The following is a 19,024-nucleotide window of genomic DNA, read 5'->3' as shown; positions in this document are numbered from 1 at the left end:
ATCACCGCTGCTTGGTGATCTCGTCTTCGTCCCGCTGGCTTGGAGCGGATGAATCGGCCACCAGGTCTCCGTCGGTCCAGTCGACGCCGAATTCGTCGAGCCCGTCGGCGAGCAGATCGCCCAGCATCGGCTCACCGAGCAGATAATGCGCCGTCTCGCGCCGGGGACTGCGATACTCCGCGCGTGCCTCCACGGCGCGTGCGCGCAAATCGTCCCAATCGTCGATCGTGCCGTCGCCGCGGCCGAGCCAGGTCAGCGCGACGAGATCGATCTGCTCGTCCTCGTTCATGGCCACGATGAAACTTCCGAGTTCGTTGACGACCGGATCGGAGCCGTCATCCTCGAGGATGTCGACCGCATCGTCATCAGTCGCGTTCGAGCCGGAATCCGGATCGGAATCCGCCTGCTTGACGTCGAATTCACGCGCCTTTTCGATGATGAAGGCGACCTTCTCCGCGGAAATCGCAAGCTCTGGCATGGCTGGCCCTTTGTCTTTCCCTGGGTTCCCGCGATAACGCCGCACGGCGTCAGATGATCCATTGCGCCTGACGGCGAAACTGCGCATGTTCCCCGCCAAAGCAAGAACATGAGGATGCGCCGGATGCAGTGGAAGGTCGGCAGGGTCAAAATCACTGAGGTCGTGGAATTGAAGACGGTCGGCTCGACCCGCTTCATCCTCCCGGCAGCAACCAACGATGAAATCCGGAAGCTGCCCTGGCTGATCCCGCATTTCGCCACGGAAGAAGGCCGGCTGAAAATGTCGATCCATTCGCTGGTGCTCGAAACTCCTTCGCGCCGCATCGTGGTCGATACCGGACTTGGCAACGACAAGCAGGGCCGCAACGTCCCGACCTGGAACAATCGCACCACACCATTCCTGGAGACGATGATTGCGGCGGGCTTTCCGCCCGACAGCATCGATACCGTGCTGTGCACGCATCTTCATGTCGATCATGTCGGCTGGAACACGAAATGGGTCGACGGCAAATGGGTGCCGAGCTTCCCCAACGCGCGCTACGTCTTCGGCAAGACCGAATACCAGCACTGGCGCGACCACTCCACCGAGCCGGACAAGCAGGCCGTGTTTGTCGATTCCGTGAAGCCGATCGTCGATGCCGGCCGGGCGGAGTTGGTCGCGAGCGACCACCGGCTCAGCGAGGAGATCAGCATGATCCCAACCCCCGGCCACAGCCCCGGGCATATGAGCGTTCTGATCCGGTCGGACGGCGAGCAGGGACTGCTGACGGGCGACGTCGCCCATCATCCCTGCCAGATGGCGCATCTCGGCTGGTCCTCGAACGCGGATTCCGATCAGAGCCAATCTGCCGCGACGCGGCGCGAATTGTTCGGCCGGTTTGCCGACACCCCGACGCTGGTGATCGGCGGGCACTTTTCGGCCGGGCACATCAAGCGGGATGGGGACGCATTCAGGTTCGAGGCGCTGGCCTAGTCTCGTGCCCCGGACGAACCTCCCGAATCGAGAGGGCTGCAATGCGCCCTCTTTGAGCGGTTGAATTTCCCGCCGCCCTGTTCCATGAAGCTGTTTAACCGATCGGTCCATTCCAGGGAGAAACGAGAATGAAGCTTGTTCGTTATGGCGAGAAGGGTGCGGAAAAGCCCGGCCTGATCGACAAATCCGGCCAGTTGCGGGACCTATCGGCGCATGTGAAGGACCTGACCGGCGAGGCCTATTCGCCCGAGAGCCTGAAGAAGCTGGCGGCGCTCGATCCCGCCTCGCTGCCCGCCGTCTCCGGCAAGCCGCGGTTCGGCGCCCCCGTTACCGGCATGTCGAAATTCGTGGCGATCGGCCTCAACTACAGCGACCACGCCAAGGAGACCGGCGCGGAGATCCCGAGCGAGCCGATCATTTTCATGAAGGCCAACACCTCGCTGTCCGGCCCGAACGACGCCATCGAGAAGCCGCGCGGCTCGACCAAGCTCGACTGGGAGGTCGAGATCGCCGCGATCATCGGCACCCGCGCAAAATACGTTTCGGAAGCCGACGCGCTCAACCACGTCGCCGGCTACTGCGTCTGCAACGACGTCTCCGAGCGCGCCTTCCAGATCGAGCGCCTGGGTCAGTGGACCAAGGGCAAGTCGCACGACACGTTCGGCCCGCTCGGCCCCTGGCTCGCCACCAAGGACGAGATCAAGGACGTGCAGAACCTGCCGATGTGGCTCGACGTGAACGGCCAGCGCCGTCAGACCGGCTCGACCAAGACTATGATCTTCTCGATGGCCAAGTGCATCTCCTATGTCTCGCAGTTCATGACGCTGCTGCCGGGCGACATCATCACGACAGGCACCCCGCCCGGCGTCGGCCTCGGCATGAAGCCGCCGACCTTCCTCAATGTCGGCGACGTCATCACGCTCGGCATCGAGGGTCTTGGCGAGCAGCGCCAGGAGATCGTCGCGGCGTAAGCCTCGGCCAGCGCACACTCGTCGTCATGCCCGGGCTTGTCCCGGGCATCCACGTCTCACAGTCTAGCCACGCGGAAGCGCGTGGATGGCCGGGTCAAGCCCGGCCATGACGGACGAGACACCATTTGCTCAAGACCGATCGCAGGGAATTGTCCCATGAAGCTCACCTTCTCCCCCGCCTCGCCCTTTGCCCGCAAGGTGCGCATCGCCGCGATCGAGCTCGGGCTGATCGACAAGATCGAACTCACGCCGGCGAGCGTCGCGCCCGGCACGGCCAACGAGGACTATTCACGCATCACGCCGCTGAAAAAGCTGCCGGTGCTGATCACCAATGACGGCGACGTCATCCTGGACTCGTATGTCATCGTCGAATACCTCAACGAGATGGCCGGCGGCAGCCTGATCCCCGATTACGGTCCGCGGCGCTGGAAGGCCAAGACCAATCATTCCCTGATCAACGGCATGCTCGATTCCATGCTGCTGTGCCGCTACGAGAAGATGGTGCGACCGCAGGGCCTGCAATGGCAGGCGTGGTCGGACGACCATTGGAATCGGGCCTGGACCGGCATGGCGCGCTTCGAGAACATGCCCGATGTCCTCAACGGTCCGTTCGACATCTCGCAGATCGGCCTCGTCTGCGTGCTCGGCTATGCCGACTTCCGCTTCGCCGATTGCGGCTGGCGCAAGGCCTATCCGAAGCTCGATGCCTTCCATCAAAAGATGCTCGAGCGGCCCTCCGTGAAGATCTCGGTGCCGCCGGCGGCGTAAAGCGCGGGAGTTCATATGAGCCTGAAATCCGCGGTCGGCGATCTCACCATCCATCGCATCATCGAGCAGGAAACCTCGTTCGTCCCGGCGCTGGAGATGTTGCCGGGGCTGACACCGGAGCTGCTGGCCGAGAACCGCGCGTGGATGAGGGAGGCGAAAGCCTTGGATGACGGCGACACATTGATGCTGTGCTTCCAGTCCTATGTGATCAAGACGCCGCACCACACCATTCTGGTCGACAGCTGCATCGGCAACGACAAGCCGCGGCCGCAGCGCCCGAAATGGAACATGAAGACCGACGACACCTATCTGCGCGGACTCAACGCTGCCGGATTCTCGCCTGACGACATCGACTTCGTGATGTGCACGCATCTGCATGTCGATCACGTCGGCTGGAACACGCGTCTGGAGAACGGCCGCTGGGTGCCGACCTTCCCGAAAGCGCGCTACGTCTTCGCCAAGCAGGAGTTCGATCATTGGACCGAGCAGAACGCGAAGGCGGAGGTGCCGCCCTTCGCCGACAGCGTGCTGCCGGTGGTCGAGGCCAAACGCCACGAGCTTGTCGGCAACGATCACCAGATCGGCGATCACGTCCGCATCCTGCCGACGCCGGGCCACACGCCGGGCCATATCGCCATCACGATGGGCCACGGCAAGGACGACGCCGTGTTCTCCGGCGACCTCATGCACTCACCGATCCAGACGCTCTATCCGGAGCTGTCGGTCAAGTTCGACCTCGATCAAGCCAGGGCGGCAACGACGCGCCGCAGCTTCCTGGAACGCTATTGCGACACCGACACGCTGTGCTGCACCGCGCATTTCCCGTCGCCGTCCGTTGGGAAGATCCGGCGCAAGGGCAGTGGCTTCGTATGCGCGGCGGTGTAGTCGAATGGCGCAATCGTAGGGTGGGCAAAGCGAAGCGTGCCCACCATGCCAAACGCGTTGTAGAATGATGGTGGGCACGGCGCGCGAAGCGCGCCTTTGCCCTCCTTACGATTCCACCCGTGTGGAGAAAGCAAATGACAATGCTCCCCGACATCCCGCTCCCCGCCGGCATCCGCTCACGCTATGTCGACGATATCAACGGCCTGCGCATGCATGTGCTGGAGGCCGGCTTCGAGACCAAGGGGCGGCCCTGCACCCTGCTGCTGCACGGCTTTCCCGAGCTTGCCTTCTCCTGGCGAAAGGTGATGCCGGCGCTGAGCTCGGCTGGCTATCACGTGATCGCGCCGGACCAGCGCGGCTATGGCCGGACGACGGGATGGAGCGCGGAGTATGACGGCGATCTCGCGCCCTTTTCGCTCTTCAACCTGGTGCGGGATGCGCTCGGGCTGGTGTCGGCGTTCGGCTACAGGCAAGTCGACGTGGTCGGACATGATTTCGGCAGCCCAGTCGCGGCCTGGTGCGCGCTGATGCGGCCCGACGTATTTCGTTCGGTGACGATGATGAGCGCGCCATTCGGCGGAGCGCCGCCGCTGCCGTTCAACACGGTCGACACGCCGGTAAAGCCAGCGGCCGAAGACCCCGTGCATCGCGAGCTCGCCGCCTTGCCGCGTCCACGCAAGCATTATCAATGGTACTATGCGACACGCCCGGCCAATGCCGACATGCACCGCGCGCCACAGGGCGTGCATGATTTCCTGCGCGCCTACTATCATCACAAGAGCGCGGACTGGACCGACAACAAGCCATATCCGCTGAAATCCTGGTCGGCGAACGAGCTTGCGAAGCTGCCGACCTATTATGTGATGGACCTGAACGAGACCATGGCCGAGACGGTCGCGAAGGAGATGCCCTCGCAGGCCGCAATCGCCGCCAATCAATGGCTGCCCGACCGCGAGCTCGGCTACTACAGCGCCGAATATGGCCGCACTGGATTCCAGGGCGGCCTGCAATGGTACCGCTGCGGCACATCGGGCGCATTCAACAGCCAGCTCCAATTGCTGGCCGGCCGCAACATCGACATCCCCTCCTGCTTCATCTCGGGCAAGCAGGATTGGGGCACCTATCAGCGTCCCGGCGTATTCGAAGCCATGCAGGCGCGGGCCTGCACGAAGCTGCTGGGCTGCCACCTCGTCGATGGCGCCGGTCACTGGGTGCAGCAGGAGCAGCCGGCCGAGGTGAGCCGCCTGCTGCTCGATTTCCTGGCGAAGAGCCGCGGCGTGGTTTGACCCGGTAACCCAAGCGCCCTATATAGTTTAGAATTATTCTAAACTAATCGGACAGGGCCGCCGTGAAGAATTTTGCCGATCTGACCGAGCGCGAGGTGCTTGCGGTCGCAATCTCCTCCGAGGAGGAGGACAGCCGCATCTACATGAGCTTCGCCGAAGACTTGAAGGAGCGCTATCCGGACTCCGCCAAGATCTTCGAACAGATGGCCGAGGAAGAGCGCGGCCATCGCCACATGCTGCTGGAAATGTACGAGCAGCGCTTCGGTCCGCATTTGCCCCCGATCCGCCGCGAGGACGTCAAAGGCTTCCTGCGCCGCCGTCCGGTCTGGCTCACCAAAAACCTGTCGCTCGACACCATCCGCAAGGAGGTCGAGACAATGGAATTGCAGGCCGAGCGCTTTTACGTGAAGGCCGCTGAACAGGCGCAGGATGTCGGCGTGCGCCGCCTGCTCGGCGATCTGGCCGAGGCCGAGAAGGGCCACGAAGAGGTGGCGGCGAAGCTGACGGATCGGATCCTGAGTTCAGACGTGCGCGCCGAGGAAGACCGCACCAACCGGCGCATGTTCGTGCTGCAATATGTGCAGCCAGGTCTCGCCGGCCTGATGGACGGCTCCGTCTCGACGCTGGCGCCGCTGTTTGCGGCTGCCTTCGCCACGCATCAGAATTGGCAAACATTTCTGGTCGGCCTCGCCGCCTCGATCGGTGCCGGCATCAGCATGGGCTTTGCGGAAGCGCTGTCCGATGACGGCTCGCTGACCGGGCGTGGTTCGCCCTGGCTGCGCGGTCTCACCTGCGGCTTGATGACGACGCTAGGCGGGCTTGGGCACACCCTGCCCTATCTCGTGCCCGATAGCTGGGCCAACGCATTCTGGATCGCGACGGGAATCGCCGGAATTGTCGTGTTCTTCGAATTGTGGGCGATCGCCTTCATCCGCGCGCGCTACATGGACACGCCGTTCCTCCAGGCCGTGTTCCAGATCGTGCTCGGCGGCGCGATCGTGCTGGCGGTGGGGATATTGATCGGAGCGGCGTAGGACGCCTTCATGCCCCGGCTTGACCGGGCATCCAGCACGCCGCGACCTGTCCGTGTCCAATCGGCGCCGGTGGAATACTGGATCGCCCGGTCAAGCCGGGCGATGACTGCGAGTGGTTGCTTGGCTCACCGCGTTCCGTCTTGCTCAGATGTCAATCGCGATCAAACGGCGGTTGCGGTGCTGGGCCAAACTGCGCATCATTGTTCCACGCTAAGAACAGGAGATGCGGGATGGCCAAATCCGAATGGAGCTTCAAGAGCGCGGTCGAGCTGTCGGCGGCACTGACGGCCAAGAAGGTTTCCGCGGTCGAGCTCACGCAGGATGCGATCGACCGCATCGAACGGCACGACAGCAAGGTCAACGCGATCTGCGTCCGGGATTTCGACCGTGCGCTGGACGCCGCACGCGAGGCAGACGCCGCATTGGCGCGCGGCGAGCGAAAGCCGCTGCTCGGTCTCCCCATCACTGTGAAAGAATCCTACAACATCGCCGGCCTGCCCACGACCTGGGGCTGGACGCCGCAGAAAGATTTCAAGCCGGCGGAGGACGCGCTGTCGATCGCCCGGGTCAAGGAGGCCGGTGGCGTCATCCTCGGCAAGACCAACGTCCCCGTGGGCTTGGCGGATTGGCAGAGCTACAACGAGATCTACGGCACGACGAACAATCCGTTCGATCTCGGCCGCACGCCGGGTGGCTCGTCGGGCGGCTCGTCTGCGGCGCTCGCGGCAGGCTACGGACCACTCTCGCTTGGGTCCGACATCGGCGGCTCGTTGCGCGTGCCCGCCTTCCATTGCGGGGTCTATGCGCATAAGCCGACCTACAATCTCTGTCCAACGCGTGGCCACACGCCGCCGCCCTTTCCAGCCATCCCGATGGAGCGCGATATGGCGGTGATCGGTCCGATGGCGCGGAGCGCAGTCGACCTGCCCCTGCTCCTGGACGTGATGGCAGGCCCCGATCCGTTGGACCTGGGCATCGGATACAAGCTCGCGCTGCCGGAGGCGCGACACCGCGCGCTGAAGGATTTCCGGGTGCTGGTGATCGACAGCCATCCGCTGCTGCCTGCGAATGCAGATATTCGCGGCGCGATCGAAAAACTGGCGGGGCAATTGACGGGCACGGGCGCGCGCGTCGCGCGCGAAAGTCCGCTGTTTCCGGACTTCACGGAGGCTTCTCGCCTCTACATGCGCATGCTGATGAGCTTCCTCGGCGCCTTCCTTCCGCCGGACAATCTCGCGCGCGCGCGTGCCGGTGCAGCGCAGCTCTCACCCGACGACAAGAGTCTCGCTGCCGAACGGCTGCGTGGTATCACCAGCACGCATCAGGCCTGGGTATTCGACGAGGGCGCCCGCGCCGGCCTGCGCGCGCAATGGCGGCAATTGTTCAAGACATTCGATGCGGTGATCTGTCCGATCATGCCCACGCCGGCCTATCCGCATGATCATTCGCCGGAGCAGGAAAAGCGCCGAATCAACATCGATGGCAAGGACCACGCCTATCCGGACCAGCTTGCGTGGCCCGGCATCGCCACGCTGACGGGCCTGCCGGCAACGGCTGTTCCACTCGGCCTATCGAAGGACGGCCTGCCGGTCGGCGTGCAAATCATCGGGCCCTTCCTCGAGGACCACACGCCGTTGAAGCTCGCCGAGCTGATCGAACGCGAGTTCGGCGGGTTCGTGCCGCCGCCCTTGTTCAATGACTGAGAGAAACCCCATGAGCAACGACCTCGAACAGCTCACCGCGCTCAACCGCGACTATGTGGCCTCGGTGCAGAATTGCGACGTCAAGCGCTTCGACGAGATTTTGGCGCCGGAGTTCTACTGCTCCAATCCCGACAAGACGCTGGTCGATCGCGAGGCCTTCCTGAAGCAGACGGCGCGGCCGATTGCGATCCGAAACCTCAGAGAGCACGACGTCATCATCCGTATCATGGGTGATTTCGCCATCATCCACGCGGCAACGAGCTACACCAATGCGGACGGCCAGCAGGCCACCGGGCGCTATACCGATTGCTGGGCGAAGACGAACGGGACGTGGCTGGCGGTGTCGGCGCACGTGTCGCGGTAAAGAGCGCGTCACACCACACATTCTCCGGCACAGCCAGATATTCGGGAGGCCGCGAGCTCACCGCTCCAGATTCTTCAGCAGCAATTTCAGCGCTGTCGCTGCAAAGGTCTGCATATTGGCCAAGCGGTCGTTGCTGCCCGTCTCAAGCGTCATCACCTCGACTGCGGGCCCGGCGACCGCCATGCAGCTGTGGCCCGCCGCATCGCCGTAGCGATTGCCGGTGGGACCGGACGCCCCGGTCTCCGACAGGCCCCAATCGCAGTTGAAACGGCTGCGCATCTGCCCGGCCAGCAATTGCGCGTAGGGCTCCGAGGAGGAACGAAAGCCCTTCATTCCTTCGTCCGAAATATCCATCAGCACGCGCCTGGCATCGCGAGTGTAGACCACGGCCCCCCCGAGGAAATAAGCGGACGCGCCGGGCACCGCGAGAAGGCTGGCCGAGATCAGGCCGCCGGTCGAGGATTCCGCAACAGCAATGGTCTGTTTGCGCGCGATCAGCTTCGCTGCGACCTGTTCCGCAATGCCGACGAGCTCTTTCATTCCTTGACCCCTTATTGCTTCGCAACCGAGCTCGGCCTTTCTAGCATATGACAGCGCCGTTGGCCGAGTTGCAGCCAACGGGCAGGCCTGCTTGAATGGCGGCCAAAGGGCGGAGCGGCCAAGCTCTGCCCGCGGGAAAGACGCGACGAGGAAACGTGAAGGACACGTCATGGCGTCCCTGATCGCCGGCGGAGTGGATTGCGATGTGCATCCGGCCGTGCCGCATCTGACCAGCCTGCTGCCGTACCTGAACGAGTATTGGCGCGATCAGGTGACGACGCGCGGCATGGTCGATCTCATCTCGCAATCCTACCCGCAGAACTCGCCGATCACGGCGCGGCCCGACTGGCGCCCCGAAAGCGGCAAGCCGGGTGAAAGCCTGGCGGACATGCTGCGCCATGTGCTCGATCCCTTCCAGCTCTCGCACGCCATCTGCAATCCGCTCTACGGCGTGCAGATGGTGTTTTCAGAGGATCTGCAGGCCGCCTTCTGCCGCGCGCTGAACGACTGGCTCGTGAAGGAATGGCTCGATCGCGATCCGCGGCTGCGCGGCTCGATCGTGATCCCCACCCAAAGCGTCGAGAAGGCCGTCGCCGAGATCGAGCGCTGTGCGACGGACCGCCGCTTCGTGCAGGTGCTGATGCTCGTGATGGGCGATACGCCGCTCGGCAAGCGCGCGCTCTGGCCGATCTACGAGGCGGCGGAACGGCTGGAATTACCGATCGGCATTCATGCCGGTTCCGCCTATCACAATCCGCCGACCGCCGTGGGCTGGGGTTCCTACCACATCGAGGATTATGCCGGTCAGGCCCAGGCGTTCCAGACCCAGCTCACCAGCCTGATCGTCGAGGGCGTGTTCGTCAAATATCCGCGGCTGAAGATGGTGATGCTTGAATCCGGGGTGTCCTGGATCTCCCCATTTCTATGGCGCCTGCACAAGTTCTGGCGTGGGGTGCGGATGGAGACGCCGTGGGTTGATCGCGCGCCGCTGGACATTGTGCGCAGCAACATCCGCTTCTCGTTGCAGCCATTCGATGCACCGCCGGATGAGGCGACATTAATTCGCCTGTTTGATCATATGCAGTCCGACGAATTGGTCGTATTCTCCACCGACTATCCGCACTGGCAGTTCGACGGCCAGGAGGCGCTGCCCGCAGGTCTCACCCCCGATCTCGTGCGCAAGATCATGATCGATAATCCGCATGCGACCTATCCCCGCCTGACTTAGCCGCTGCCAAAGGAGGCAAGGCGATGAATATTCAGTTCCGCGAAAGCTCCGAAGCCGCTTCCCCACTGGCCGTCAAAGCCGCGATCGCGGACTGCGACATCCATCCGGCACGCGCGACCCGCGCCGAGCTCTATCCCTACCTGGCCAAACGCTGGCAGCATCATCTCGAAGTGTACGGCGTCCATGCCTATCAGGGCATGATGGAAGGCCCGCCCTATCCGAAGGCCCAGCCCAACGCCTCGCGCCGCGACGCCTATCCGCCGGAAGGCGGGCCGCAGGGCTCCTCGCTGTCCTTCATGCAGAAGCAGCTGCTCGATCCCAACAACGTGCAGCTCGGCGTGCTCAATCCGCTCAACACCGGGCAAGGCATCCGCAATCACGAGCTTTCGGCGGCCTTGTGCTCGGCGATCAACGACTGGCAGATCGACAAATGGACCAGCAAGGACAAGCGGCTGAAGGCGTCCATCGTCGTCGGCAATGAGGACGGGCTGTCAGCCGCCGCGGAAATCCGCGAGCGTGCCGGCGACAAGAATTTCGTGCAGGTGCTGCTGCTCAGCCGCAATGTCGAGCCGCTCGGCCAGCGTCGCTACTGGCCTATCTATCAGGCTGCGGAAGAGGCCGGCCTTCCCGTCGGCGTCCACGCCTTCGGCTTCGGCGGCAACCCCATCACGCCGTCGGGCTGGCCCTCCTATTACATCGAGGAGATGGTCGGCCACTCGCAGTGCCAGCAATCGGCGCTCGCAAGCCTCGTGCTGGAGGGCGTGTTCGAGCGCTTCCCGAAGTTGAAGATGGTGATGATCGAGGCCGGCTTCGGCTGGGCGCCGTCGCTAGCATGGCGGCTCGACAAAGTCTGGCAGCGCCTGCGCAGCGAGGTGCCGCATGTCAAGCGGCCGCCGTCCGAATATATCCGCGAGCAGGTGTGGTGGACGACGCAGCCGATGGAGGATCCGGAGCGGCGCGAGGATCTGTTCGATGTCATCAAGTGGATCGGCTGGGACCGGCTACTGTTCGCGACCGACTATCCACACTGGGATTACGACGAGCCGTCGCGCGTGCTGCCCGCGGGCGTCAGCGACGACGACCGCGAGGCCTTCTATCTCGGCAATGCGAAGAAGCTGTACGGGATCAGTTGATGGCGCGGCATGTGATTGCCGCGGTCGACGAGCTTCCGCCCGGCACGCGAAAATTTCTGGAGATCGACGGACGGCCGATCGCAATCTTCAACATCAAGGGTGAATATTTCGGCCTGATGAACCGCTGCCCGCATCAGGGCGCTGCGCTGTGCGAGGGACCCTTGATCGGGCTCGCGCAATCGAAGGATCCGGGCGAGATCGAATATACCAAGCTCGGCGAGATCATTCGCTGCCCCTGGCATGGCTGGGAGTTCGACATCCGCACCGGCCAGTCCTACTGCGACCCTCGCCGCTTCCGCGTGAAGGCCTACCCGGCCCATGTCGAGCCGGGTGCAAGCGTGGTGAAGGGGCCGTATGTCGCCGAGACGATACCCGTGAAGATCGAGAGCGACTACGTCGTGGTGGAGCTGTAGCGAGAAGCAGGTTGCGCGGACATGCGCCGGCACGATTTCAGGCCTTATTCCGCGTTGCCGCGATCATCCACTCACGGAATGCGGCGAGCTTCGGCGCTTCGCGGCGCCCCTCCGGCGCGACCAGGTAGAAGCCCGCATCGGCCGGCAGCGCGATCTTGAAGGGGACCACTAGTCGCCCCTTGGCGATGTCGTCCTGGACATAGGAGGTCCGCCCCATCGCCACGCCGATGCCGTCGATCGCGGCCTGGATGGTCATGAAGATCATGTCGAAGGTGATGCCGGGCTGCCTGGCGATGTCGGCCGGCAGACCCGCCGCCGTCAACCACAGCCGCCAGTCGTCGCTGTTGGCGTTGGAGGTGTGCAGCAGCATGTGGCTCTTGAGGTCCTCGGGACAGCGCAACGGCTTGTCGCCACGCAGCAGAGACGGGCTGCAGACCGGAAACAGCTCGTCCGCCATCAGCCAGTCGGCGCGCAAGCCCGGCCACTGGCCGCGCCCGTAGCGGATCGCGGCATCGACATTGTCGCGCTGGAAGTCGACGAGGCTGGTGGAGGTCGTGATACGGACGTCGATGCCGGGATGGTGCTCCTGGAAATCGGTCAGCCGCGGCAGCAGCCATTTTGCGGCGAGCGAAGCCAGCGTCGAGACCGTCAGCACCTTGTCATCGTCCTTGCGCAGCAGCCGATCGGTGGCAAGCCGGAGGTCGTTGAAGGCGGCGCGGACGCCCGGCAGATAGTCGCGCGCCTCGGCCGTCAGCGCCAGCGCGCGGTTCTGCCGGACGAACAGGCGGATGCCGAGCTCCTCCTCGAGCCTGCGGATCTGGTGGCTGATCGCGGTCTGGGTCACGTTCAGCTCGGACGCCGCCAGCGTGAAGCTGAGATGGCGCGCGGCGGCCTCAAAGGCCCGCAATCCATTCAGGGAGGGCAATCTGGCAGTCATCTGGCAGCAGGATACATGACGTTATTTCATGCGAAAGAGTACAAATTGTCGTTTGTCGCAGTGCACCCGGAAGCAGATATTAGCGGTCAACTTAGCTCCAGGAGCTGGCAATGTCTACTTTGACCCAGAATTCGATGACAAATCATCATGCGCCAGGGCTGATCCACCAGATCGGCGAGACGCTTCACCTTTGGCACGAGCGTTACCGGACCCGGCGTGAGCTCACCAACTGGTCCGCGCGCGACCTTCAGGACGTCGGACTGTCCTGGAGCGATGTCGCCTACGAGGCCGACAAACCGTTCTGGCGGGCCTGATTGGCCGCCAGGCCGGCGCCGCCTGACTGTGGGGGCGCCGGCGGTCCCTTTCCCCTTTGGTCCCCTTGGGGGCGCGTGTCATGAGCACCCTTCGCCTGGAAGATCTGAAGCAATATTCGGACACGCTGCGCACGCGACACGGCGAGGCGCTGCGCGTTCGTTTCGTCGAGCCGCGCGACACCGAGGAGCTCCAGCACTATTTTCGCTCGCTCTCGACGCGGTCCCGATACAACCGCTTCTTCGGCGCGATCAGCGAACTGCCGCAGGGCCTGCTGCACGAATTCCTTCAAATCGGCGAGCGCGAACGTTTTACCGTGGTGGCGACCATGATGGTCGACGGCTTCGAGACCATCGTCGCCGAAGCGCGCTATGCGCTGCATGCCGAAACCGCGACGCTTGAATTCGGTCTGTCGGTTGCCGACCGCTGGCAGGGCCACGGCATCTCCACCGTGCTGATGAAGAATCTTGAATGCCGCGCGGCCGCGCTCGGCGCCGACCACATGTTCGGCGACACGCTGCGCTCCAACGCCGCCATGATCTCGGTCGCGCGTAAATCGGACTTCGCCTTCGTCAACCATCCGGACGACTGGAAGCTAGTGCGCTTCGACAAGGAGATCTCCGTCGCACCGAAAGACATTCCCTGCGCGAGCTGGCGCCTCGTCGCTCTTTCCCGTCAGGCCGATAGCCCCTCAGCCTCGGCCTGACACCACTCGAGCCCGGCCTGGCGAAAACCAGAGCCGGGCATTTTTGCGCCGCTACTTCCCCGTGAACACCGCCTTGCGTTTCTCGATGAAGGCCTGCACCGCTTCCTTGTGATCGGCGGTCGTGGTCAGGCGAACCAGACGTTCGGCCTCGTGGTCGCGCGCGGTCTCGAAGTCGAACAGCAGGGCCTCGTCGAGATTGTCCTTCATGTAGCGCAACGCGAGGCGCGGACCTTCAGCGAGGGATTTTGCCAGTGCAAAGGCCTCCGCCTGCAATTTGTCATCGGGCACCACGCGGTTGACGAGGCCGATGGCCTCGCACCTGACAGCATCGACCCGATCGCCGGTGAACAGCAGCTCGCGCGCCCGCGCGGTGCCGACGAGGCGCGTCAACAGCCACGCGATGCCATAGTCGCCGGACAGCGCGATGCGCGCATAGCCGGTGGCCACGAAGGCCGATTGCGCGGCAATGCGGATATCGCAGGCCATGGCGATGGCGAGCCCCGCGCCGACCGCCGGCCCCGGCAGCGCCGCGATGGTCGGCTTGCGCACCGACACCAGCGCGCCGGTGAGCAGGCGCTGCCGCTCCTGGAGATCGGCGACCTTGTCGTCAAAGGACATCTCCAGCTTCTTCGGGTCGCGATGCGCGCCCATGCCCTTGACGTTGCCGCCGGCGCAGAACGCTTCGCCGGCGCCGGTGATCAGCAGCGCGCCGACATCGGGGTTCTCGCCGCAGGAGCGGATCATCGTACGCAGCGCCGGGGTCAGCGCGTCCGACAGCGAGTTGCGCGCCTCGGGCCGGTTCAGCGTGATCAATGCGACGCGATCGCGGATCACGCAGAGGAGTTCACTGGTGCCGGTATCGATGGTGGTTTCCGTGGACATGATTCCCGCCCTTGTAGGATGGGCAAAGCGAAGCGTGCCCACCAATTGCTGTTTCGTCGTTGATAGTGGGCACGGCGCTATGCGCCTTTGCCCACCCTACGGCAGCTTGCCTCAAAACTTCTCCACCCAGGGCCGCAGCTCCAGCTCCCAGCTCCAGGCGCTGCGCGGCTGCTGCAACACGTTCCAGTAGCTCTCCGCGATGGCATCGGGATCGAGCATTGAATCCGGCTTCTCCGGCGCTTCCGTGCGCGCTGCGCTCCTGATGCCGCCATCGATCACGAAATGGGCGACATGGATGCCTTGCGGCGACAATTCGCGCGCCATGCTCTGCGCGAGCCCGCGCAGTGCGAACTTGCCCATCGCGAACGGCGCGGACTGCGCATAGCCCTTGACGCTTGCCGAAGCGCCGGTGAACAGGATCGCGCCGTGCTGGTTCGGCAGCATGCGCCTGGCCGCTTGCTGCGCCACCAGGAAGCCGCCATAGGCACTGACCGCAATGGCGTTCGCCACGTCTGCCGGAACGAGATCGACGAACGGCCCGCGCGCGCGGCCGCTGGCATTGTAGACGACCACGTCGGGCGTGCCGATCTCGCGTTCGACCAGGCCAAACAGGCGTTCGACCGCATCAGGCTCGGTGGCGTTGCAGGCATAGGCCTTGGCGCCGGTCTCGCTGCAGAGCGCGCCGAGCTTCTCGATTTTTCGCGCGGCCAGCGCGACGCGGATGCCCTGGGCGGACAACAACCGCGCCAGCGAGGCGCTCAGGCCTTCGCCGGCGCCGACGATGAGGGCGATCTTGTATTTCGGGTGTTCCATGGCGTGATCTCTCGAAGACGGGAAGCCGCTGATCTATGCACGGTCCGCGCGGACAACCAGCCGGGACGATCACAATTCCGCAGAGCGAATTGCGCCCTCATTGCGATCATGCCTCCCTGACAATTTGCGGCTTTATCCGCTTTCGCGACTGGAGCATGATCGACATCATCCCAAGCGGCAAGCGCCAAATCAGCGCAAAATGACCGCAAGGCGGAAACGAAGAGGACGATCATGCGACAGCCGGCCCCCGCGCAGCGAAAACAGGTCGCGGCTGCACCATCCGAACTGCTGGCTCCCGATACCACCGGCATGAATTTCTACCGCGCCGATCAGGCCCTCACCGATCTCCTGCGCATTCATCTACCGGAGACGCTATTCCGCCACATCGAGCCGCATCTCGATCGGCTGGGCGAACTCGCCGGCGGCGTGCTCGATGAATGCGCGCGGCTCGCCGACCGGCACACACCGGTGCTGCACCAGCGCGACAAGTTCGGTCGCGACGTGCAGTGGATCGAATACCACCCGGCCTATCGCGAGCTGGAGAAGGCCGCCTTCGGCGAGTTCGGCATCCACGCGCTCTCGATCCGCAAGGGCATCATGGGCTGGCCGGACAAATATCCTGTCGTCGCCAAGCACGCCTTCACCTTCCTGTTCAACCAGACCGAATTCGGCATGGGTTGCCCGATCAACGTCACCGACGGCTGCGCCAAGCTGCTCGCGAATTTCGGCAGCGAGGCGCTGAAGGCGAAATATCTCGACGGACTAACCCAGACCGACATGAGCACGCTGACCCAGGGCGGCCAGTTCATGACCGAGAAGGAAGGCGGCTCCGATGTCGGCACGCTGACCACGACGGCCGTGCAGGAAGGCGACCATTGGCGCCTCACCGGCGAAAAATGGTTCTGCTCGAACGCCGACGCAAAGATCGTGATGCTGCTGGCGCGCCCCGAAGGTGCCGGCCCCGGCACGCGCGGAGTCGGCCTGTTTCTGATGCCGCGCTTCCTCGACGACGGCTCGCAGAACCACTACCGGATCGTGCGTCTGAAGGACAAGCTCGGCACGCGCTCGATGGCCTCGGGTGAAATCAAGCTCGAAGGCGCGATCGCCTACGCGGTCGGCAAGCTCGACCGCGGCTTCGTGCAGATGGCCGAGATGGTGAACTCGTCGCGGCTCTCAAATGGCGTCAAATCCACCGCGCTGATGCGGCGGGCCTACCATGACGCGATAACGGTGGCGAAGAACCGCGTGGTGTTCGGCAACCGCATCATCGACCTGCCGCTAGGTCGGCGCCAGATGCTGAAGATCATGCTGCCGGTCGAGCAGGCGTTGTCGATGAGCTTTCTCACTGCGGACGCGCTCGACCGCGCCGAGGCCGGCAGCCAGGATGCGGCCGCACTGCTGCGCATCCTGACGCCGACCTTGAAATTCCGCGCCACCCGCGATGCGCGAAAGGTCTGCGGCGATGCGATCGAGATGCGCGGCGGCATCGGCTATATCGAGGAATTCGCGACCGCCCGCCTGCTCCGCGACGCGCATCTCGGTTCGGTCTGGGAAGGCACCGGCAATATCGTCGCGATCGATGCGCTGAGGCGTGCGGTCGGCCGCCACGGCGCCGAATCCGCGCTGGCCGCCGATCTGCATGCTCGCCTCGATGACAGTCCCTCGGTGCCGCAGGCCTGGCGCGACCGGTTGCACACCCTCACCGATCGTGCGGTGGGCTTCGCACGCGAGGTCGCGGGAAAGGCCGACAATGAGGCCGATGCGCGCCGCGCCACCAGCCTGCTCTATCATGTCGCCAGCGCCGTCGCGCTCGCCTGGGAGGCGCATCGTATTCACGACCTGCGGGGCGATGCGCGCAGGCTGTTGTTGTCGCGGCTGGTGATCGATCACCGGGTGTCGCCGAGCGATCCGTTCCGGCTGACGGAAAATGCCGTGCAGCAGAAGATCGCGGCGCTGCTGCTCGGCGATCGCGCAGGCGGCATGAGCGAGGTTGGCGAACTGGTCCTGGCAGCGTAGGCTGCACCCGCGTTCGAAGCAAAAAAAGCGATAGGGAGTGCTCGATGAAGGCCGCCGTCCTCCATGAAGTCAACAAGCCCTTGGTCATCGAGGATGTCAGCCTGCCGAAGCCCGGCCCGCGCGAGGTCCTGATCCGGACCTCGGTCGCAGGTCTCTGCCACTCCGATCTGCACTTCATGGAAGGCCTTTATCCGCATCCGCTGCCCGCGGTGCTCGGGCACGAGTCGGCCGGTGTCGTCGAGCAGGTCGGCTCCGACGTCACCTATGTGAAGCCCGGTGATCATGTCGTCACCTGTCTTTCGGTATTCTGCGGCACCTGCGACAACTGCACCACGGGCCGCACGGTGCTCTGCACCGACACCACGGTGAAACTGCTGCCGGGGATGTCCAATCGGATGCAATGGGCTCGCTCCGAGAAGCTGCATCAGTTCCTCAACCTCTCGTCCTTCGCCGAGCAGATGCTGGTGCACGAGAACGCGATCGTCAAAATCCGCAAGGAGATGCCGCTCGATCTTGCGGGGTTGATCGGCTGCGGCGTCATTACCGGCTACGGCGCGGTCGTGAATACGGCGAAGGTGACGGCTGGCGAGACCGTGGCCGTGATCGGTTGCGGCGGTGTCGGCATGGCCGCGATCAACGGCGCGCAGATCGCGGGCGCCGGTCGCATCATTGCCATCGACACCAATCCGGCCAAGCTCCAGCTCGCGACCAAGCTGGGCGCCACCGACATCATTAATCCGGCAGACGGCGACGTCGTGAAGCAGGTGCGCGATCTCACCAATGGCGGCGTGCATCATTCCTTCGAGGTGCTCGGCCGCAAGGAGACCGCGGAGCAGGCCTTCGGCATGCTCGCCTCGGGCGGCACGGCCACCATCGTCGGCATGATTCCGTTCGGCCAGAAGATCGAGCTGCACGGCTTCGACTTCCTGCGCGAGCGCAGGATCCAGGGCTCATCGATGGGCTCGAACCATTTTCGCGTCGACATGCCGCGGCTGGTGGATTTCTACCTGCGCGGCCGGCTGCATCTGGAAGACTGGATCTCGGCCAAGCTGAAGCTCTCCGAGATCAACGAAGGGTTTGCCAACATGAAGGCCGGCAAGACGCTGCGCAGCGTGATCATGTTTGACAGCTGATGGCTCGATGACGCGGGTCGCCCAGGATTAAGGCAACTGGTCCGGGCCGGCCAAGTCGCCACGCGACTCTTTCAGGAGCAGCAGCGCCGCAGCTGTCACGAGACCCGTGGCGAGCAGGTACAGGGGCGATATGTTCAAACCGGGCCCTTCGATGACCAGATAGGAGAACAATCCCGCGGTCGACGCGATGAAGCCGAGCCAAGCAAGCTTCGGAAAGCGAAATCCACGTTCGCCGCGCCAAAGATCATGCACGAGGTAGTACACGAGAAGGCTGTTGCAGAGTGCCGCCGGCAGCACGCCCAGGACGATTCCGTTTTCGAACGCGAGATAGGATAACACGCCGTCGACCTGAGCCATCACCGCGAAGGGCACATAGCGCGGATTGAGGCAGGCCAGCGCGATCGACGCAAGCTCGAACGCGTAGAAGTACCGCTCGTGCATCTTCGGGAG

At 64.0% G+C, this 19,024-nt stretch carries 20 protein-coding genes and 1 pseudogene; 15 read left to right on the top strand and 6 right to left on the bottom strand.

Going from position 1 to position 19,024, the window contains the following annotated elements; all coding sequences use genetic code 11:
• Position 1 precedes the first annotated feature (1 nt).
• The gene (locus ACIPUD_RS22880; RefSeq protein WP_446481592.1) at positions 2 to 478 is read right to left on the bottom strand and encodes a DUF3775 domain-containing protein; all 477 of its coding nucleotides are present in this window, start codon (positions 476 to 478) and stop codon (positions 2 to 4) included.
• Positions 479 to 601: 123 nt separating this feature from the next.
• Between ACIPUD_RS22880 and ACIPUD_RS22875 the strand changes: the two genes are divergently transcribed.
• The 8 genes from ACIPUD_RS22875 to ACIPUD_RS22840 all read left to right on the top strand — a co-directional run bounded on the left by ACIPUD_RS22875 (position 602) and on the right by ACIPUD_RS22840 (position 8,461).
• Positions 602 to 1,450: an MBL fold metallo-hydrolase gene (locus ACIPUD_RS22875; RefSeq protein ID WP_446481591.1), complete on the top strand. Its 849-nt coding sequence runs from the start codon at positions 602 to 604 to the stop codon at positions 1,448 to 1,450.
• 128 nt (positions 1,451 to 1,578) lie between these two features.
• Positions 1,579 to 2,421 carry a fumarylacetoacetate hydrolase family protein gene (locus tag ACIPUD_RS22870; protein WP_018457567.1) on the top strand — a complete coding sequence of 281 codons (843 nt, stop codon included), beginning with the start codon at positions 1,579 to 1,581 and terminating at the stop codon, positions 2,419 to 2,421.
• 156 nt (positions 2,422 to 2,577) lie between these two features.
• Positions 2,578 to 3,189 (top strand): glutathione S-transferase family protein, encoded by a 612-nt coding sequence (locus ACIPUD_RS22865; protein ID WP_018457568.1) that lies wholly within the window; start codon positions 2,578 to 2,580, stop codon positions 3,187 to 3,189.
• Positions 3,190 to 3,204: 15 nt separating this feature from the next.
• Entirely contained in the window at positions 3,205 to 4,074 is an 870-nt protein-coding gene (locus ACIPUD_RS22860; RefSeq protein ID WP_446481590.1) for an MBL fold metallo-hydrolase, read from the top strand.
• Between the two features lie 134 nt (positions 4,075 to 4,208).
• On the top strand, positions 4,209 to 5,360 hold the full coding sequence (locus ACIPUD_RS22855; protein ID WP_026233401.1) for an alpha/beta hydrolase: 1,152 nt from the start codon (positions 4,209 to 4,211) through the stop codon (positions 5,358 to 5,360).
• Between the two features lie 62 nt (positions 5,361 to 5,422).
• On the top strand, positions 5,423 to 6,394 hold the full coding sequence (gene mbfA / locus ACIPUD_RS22850) for an iron exporter MbfA (protein ID WP_018457571.1): 972 nt from the start codon (positions 5,423 to 5,425) through the stop codon (positions 6,392 to 6,394).
• A 230-nt stretch (positions 6,395 to 6,624) separates the two neighbouring features.
• Complete coding sequence (locus tag ACIPUD_RS22845) at positions 6,625 to 8,097, top strand: amidase (RefSeq protein WP_018457572.1); 1,473 nt, start codon at positions 6,625 to 6,627, stop codon at positions 8,095 to 8,097.
• A 10-nt stretch (positions 8,098 to 8,107) separates the two neighbouring features.
• Positions 8,108 to 8,461: a nuclear transport factor 2 family protein gene (locus tag ACIPUD_RS22840; RefSeq protein WP_018457573.1), complete on the top strand. Its 354-nt coding sequence runs from the start codon at positions 8,108 to 8,110 to the stop codon at positions 8,459 to 8,461.
• A 57-nt stretch (positions 8,462 to 8,518) separates the two neighbouring features.
• Here ACIPUD_RS22840 and ACIPUD_RS22835 read toward each other — a convergent pair whose 3' ends face one another.
• Entirely contained in the window at positions 8,519 to 9,001 is a 483-nt protein-coding gene (locus ACIPUD_RS22835) for a CinA family protein (protein ID WP_018457574.1), read from the bottom strand.
• A gap of 169 nt (positions 9,002 to 9,170) precedes the next feature.
• Between ACIPUD_RS22835 and ACIPUD_RS22830 the strand changes: the two genes are divergently transcribed.
• From ACIPUD_RS22830 to ACIPUD_RS22820, 3 genes are read left to right on the top strand one after another with little or no spacing between them, the layout of a single operon-like run.
• Entirely contained in the window at positions 9,171 to 10,229 is a 1,059-nt protein-coding gene (locus tag ACIPUD_RS22830; protein ID WP_446481589.1) for an amidohydrolase family protein, read from the top strand.
• Positions 10,230 to 10,252: 23 nt separating this feature from the next.
• Positions 10,253 to 11,362, top strand: a complete 1,110-nt coding sequence (locus ACIPUD_RS22825) for an amidohydrolase family protein (protein WP_446481588.1) — start codon at positions 10,253 to 10,255, stop codon at positions 11,360 to 11,362.
• Positions 11,362 to 11,775 carry a Rieske (2Fe-2S) protein gene (locus ACIPUD_RS22820; RefSeq protein WP_018457577.1) on the top strand — a complete coding sequence of 138 codons (414 nt, stop codon included), beginning with the start codon at positions 11,362 to 11,364 and terminating at the stop codon, positions 11,773 to 11,775. Before ACIPUD_RS22825 ends, ACIPUD_RS22820 begins: the two co-directional genes overlap by 1 nt.
• A 37-nt stretch (positions 11,776 to 11,812) precedes the next feature.
• On the opposite strand, the gene ACIPUD_RS22815 is transcribed toward ACIPUD_RS22820, so the two are convergent.
• Positions 11,813 to 12,712 (bottom strand): transcriptional regulator GcvA, encoded by a 900-nt coding sequence (locus ACIPUD_RS22815; protein ID WP_026233402.1) that lies wholly within the window; start codon positions 12,710 to 12,712, stop codon positions 11,813 to 11,815.
• Between the two features lie 110 nt (positions 12,713 to 12,822).
• Between ACIPUD_RS22815 and ACIPUD_RS22810 the strand changes: the two genes are divergently transcribed.
• Entirely contained in the window at positions 12,823 to 13,026 is a 204-nt protein-coding gene (locus ACIPUD_RS22810) for a DUF1127 domain-containing protein (RefSeq protein ID WP_446481587.1), read from the top strand.
• An 80-nt stretch (positions 13,027 to 13,106) separates the two neighbouring features.
• Positions 13,107 to 13,730 (top strand): N-acetyltransferase family protein, encoded by a 624-nt coding sequence (locus ACIPUD_RS22805; protein ID WP_446481586.1) that lies wholly within the window; start codon positions 13,107 to 13,109, stop codon positions 13,728 to 13,730.
• 51 nt (positions 13,731 to 13,781) lie between these two features.
• Here the strand turns inward: ACIPUD_RS22805 and ACIPUD_RS22800 are convergent, their stop codons facing one another.
• On the bottom strand, positions 13,782 to 14,612 hold the full coding sequence (locus tag ACIPUD_RS22800) for an enoyl-CoA hydratase (RefSeq protein WP_018457581.1): 831 nt from the start codon (positions 14,610 to 14,612) through the stop codon (positions 13,782 to 13,784).
• Positions 14,613 to 14,723: 111 nt separating this feature from the next.
• A complete protein-coding gene (locus ACIPUD_RS22795; RefSeq protein ID WP_446481585.1) occupies positions 14,724 to 15,425 on the bottom strand; it encodes an SDR family NAD(P)-dependent oxidoreductase in 702 nt (233 codons plus the stop codon).
• A 231-nt stretch (positions 15,426 to 15,656) separates the two neighbouring features.
• On the opposite strand from ACIPUD_RS22795, the gene ACIPUD_RS22790 reads away from it, so the two are divergent.
• Together ACIPUD_RS22790 and ACIPUD_RS22785 are read left to right on the top strand one after the other, a co-directional pair.
• Positions 15,657 to 17,441 carry an acyl-CoA dehydrogenase family protein gene (locus ACIPUD_RS22790; RefSeq protein ID WP_446481584.1) on the top strand — a complete coding sequence of 595 codons (1,785 nt, stop codon included), beginning with the start codon at positions 15,657 to 15,659 and terminating at the stop codon, positions 17,439 to 17,441.
• A gap of 44 nt (positions 17,442 to 17,485) precedes the next feature.
• Entirely contained in the window at positions 17,486 to 18,574 is a 1,089-nt protein-coding gene (locus ACIPUD_RS22785; RefSeq protein ID WP_446481583.1) for a Zn-dependent alcohol dehydrogenase, read from the top strand.
• A gap of 27 nt (positions 18,575 to 18,601) precedes the next feature.
• Here ACIPUD_RS22785 and ACIPUD_RS22780 read toward each other — a convergent pair.
• Positions 18,602 to 19,024, bottom strand: a pseudogene (locus tag ACIPUD_RS22780) (hypothetical protein); the annotation flags it as partial.

Source organism: Bradyrhizobium sp. CAR08 (assembly GCF_052871955.1).
This window is presented reverse-complemented; position numbering and strand designations above follow the sequence as displayed.

Bases quoted from the DNA above. Each gene is read 5' to 3' on its own strand.
- ACIPUD_RS22860 (WP_446481590.1), top strand. From the start codon at position 3,205: ATGAGCCTGAAATCCGCGGTCGGCGATCTCACCATCCATCGCATCATC.
- ACIPUD_RS22795 (WP_446481585.1), bottom strand. From the start codon at position 15,425: ATGGAACACCCGAAATACAAGATCGCCCTCATCGTCGGCGCCGGCGAA.
- ACIPUD_RS22840 (WP_018457573.1), top strand. From the start codon at position 8,108: ATGAGCAACGACCTCGAACAGCTCACCGCGCTCAACCGCGACTATGTG.
- ACIPUD_RS22810 (WP_446481587.1), top strand. From the start codon at position 12,823: ATGTCTACTTTGACCCAGAATTCGATGACAAATCATCATGCGCCAGGG.
- ACIPUD_RS22845 (WP_018457572.1), top strand. From the start codon at position 6,625: ATGGCCAAATCCGAATGGAGCTTCAAGAGCGCGGTCGAGCTGTCGGCG.
- ACIPUD_RS22800 (WP_018457581.1), bottom strand. From the start codon at position 14,612: ATGTCCACGGAAACCACCATCGATACCGGCACCAGTGAACTCCTCTGC.
- ACIPUD_RS22805 (WP_446481586.1), top strand. From the start codon at position 13,107: ATGAGCACCCTTCGCCTGGAAGATCTGAAGCAATATTCGGACACGCTG.
- ACIPUD_RS22875 (WP_446481591.1), top strand. From the start codon at position 602: ATGCAGTGGAAGGTCGGCAGGGTCAAAATCACTGAGGTCGTGGAATTG.
- ACIPUD_RS22815 (WP_026233402.1), bottom strand. From the start codon at position 12,712: ATGACTGCCAGATTGCCCTCCCTGAATGGATTGCGGGCCTTTGAGGCC.
- ACIPUD_RS22870 (WP_018457567.1), top strand. From the start codon at position 1,579: ATGAAGCTTGTTCGTTATGGCGAGAAGGGTGCGGAAAAGCCCGGCCTG.
- ACIPUD_RS22830 (WP_446481589.1), top strand. From the start codon at position 9,171: ATGGCGTCCCTGATCGCCGGCGGAGTGGATTGCGATGTGCATCCGGCC.
- ACIPUD_RS22785 (WP_446481583.1), top strand. From the start codon at position 17,486: ATGAAGGCCGCCGTCCTCCATGAAGTCAACAAGCCCTTGGTCATCGAG.
- ACIPUD_RS22835 (WP_018457574.1), bottom strand. From the start codon at position 9,001: ATGAAAGAGCTCGTCGGCATTGCGGAACAGGTCGCAGCGAAGCTGATC.
- ACIPUD_RS22825 (WP_446481588.1), top strand. From the start codon at position 10,253: ATGAATATTCAGTTCCGCGAAAGCTCCGAAGCCGCTTCCCCACTGGCC.
- ACIPUD_RS22820 (WP_018457577.1), top strand. From the start codon at position 11,362: ATGGCGCGGCATGTGATTGCCGCGGTCGACGAGCTTCCGCCCGGCACG.
- ACIPUD_RS22865 (WP_018457568.1), top strand. From the start codon at position 2,578: ATGAAGCTCACCTTCTCCCCCGCCTCGCCCTTTGCCCGCAAGGTGCGC.
- ACIPUD_RS22855 (WP_026233401.1), top strand. From the start codon at position 4,209: ATGACAATGCTCCCCGACATCCCGCTCCCCGCCGGCATCCGCTCACGC.
- ACIPUD_RS22790 (WP_446481584.1), top strand. From the start codon at position 15,657: ATGCGACAGCCGGCCCCCGCGCAGCGAAAACAGGTCGCGGCTGCACCA.
- ACIPUD_RS22880 (WP_446481592.1), bottom strand. From the start codon at position 478: ATGCCAGAGCTTGCGATTTCCGCGGAGAAGGTCGCCTTCATCATCGAA.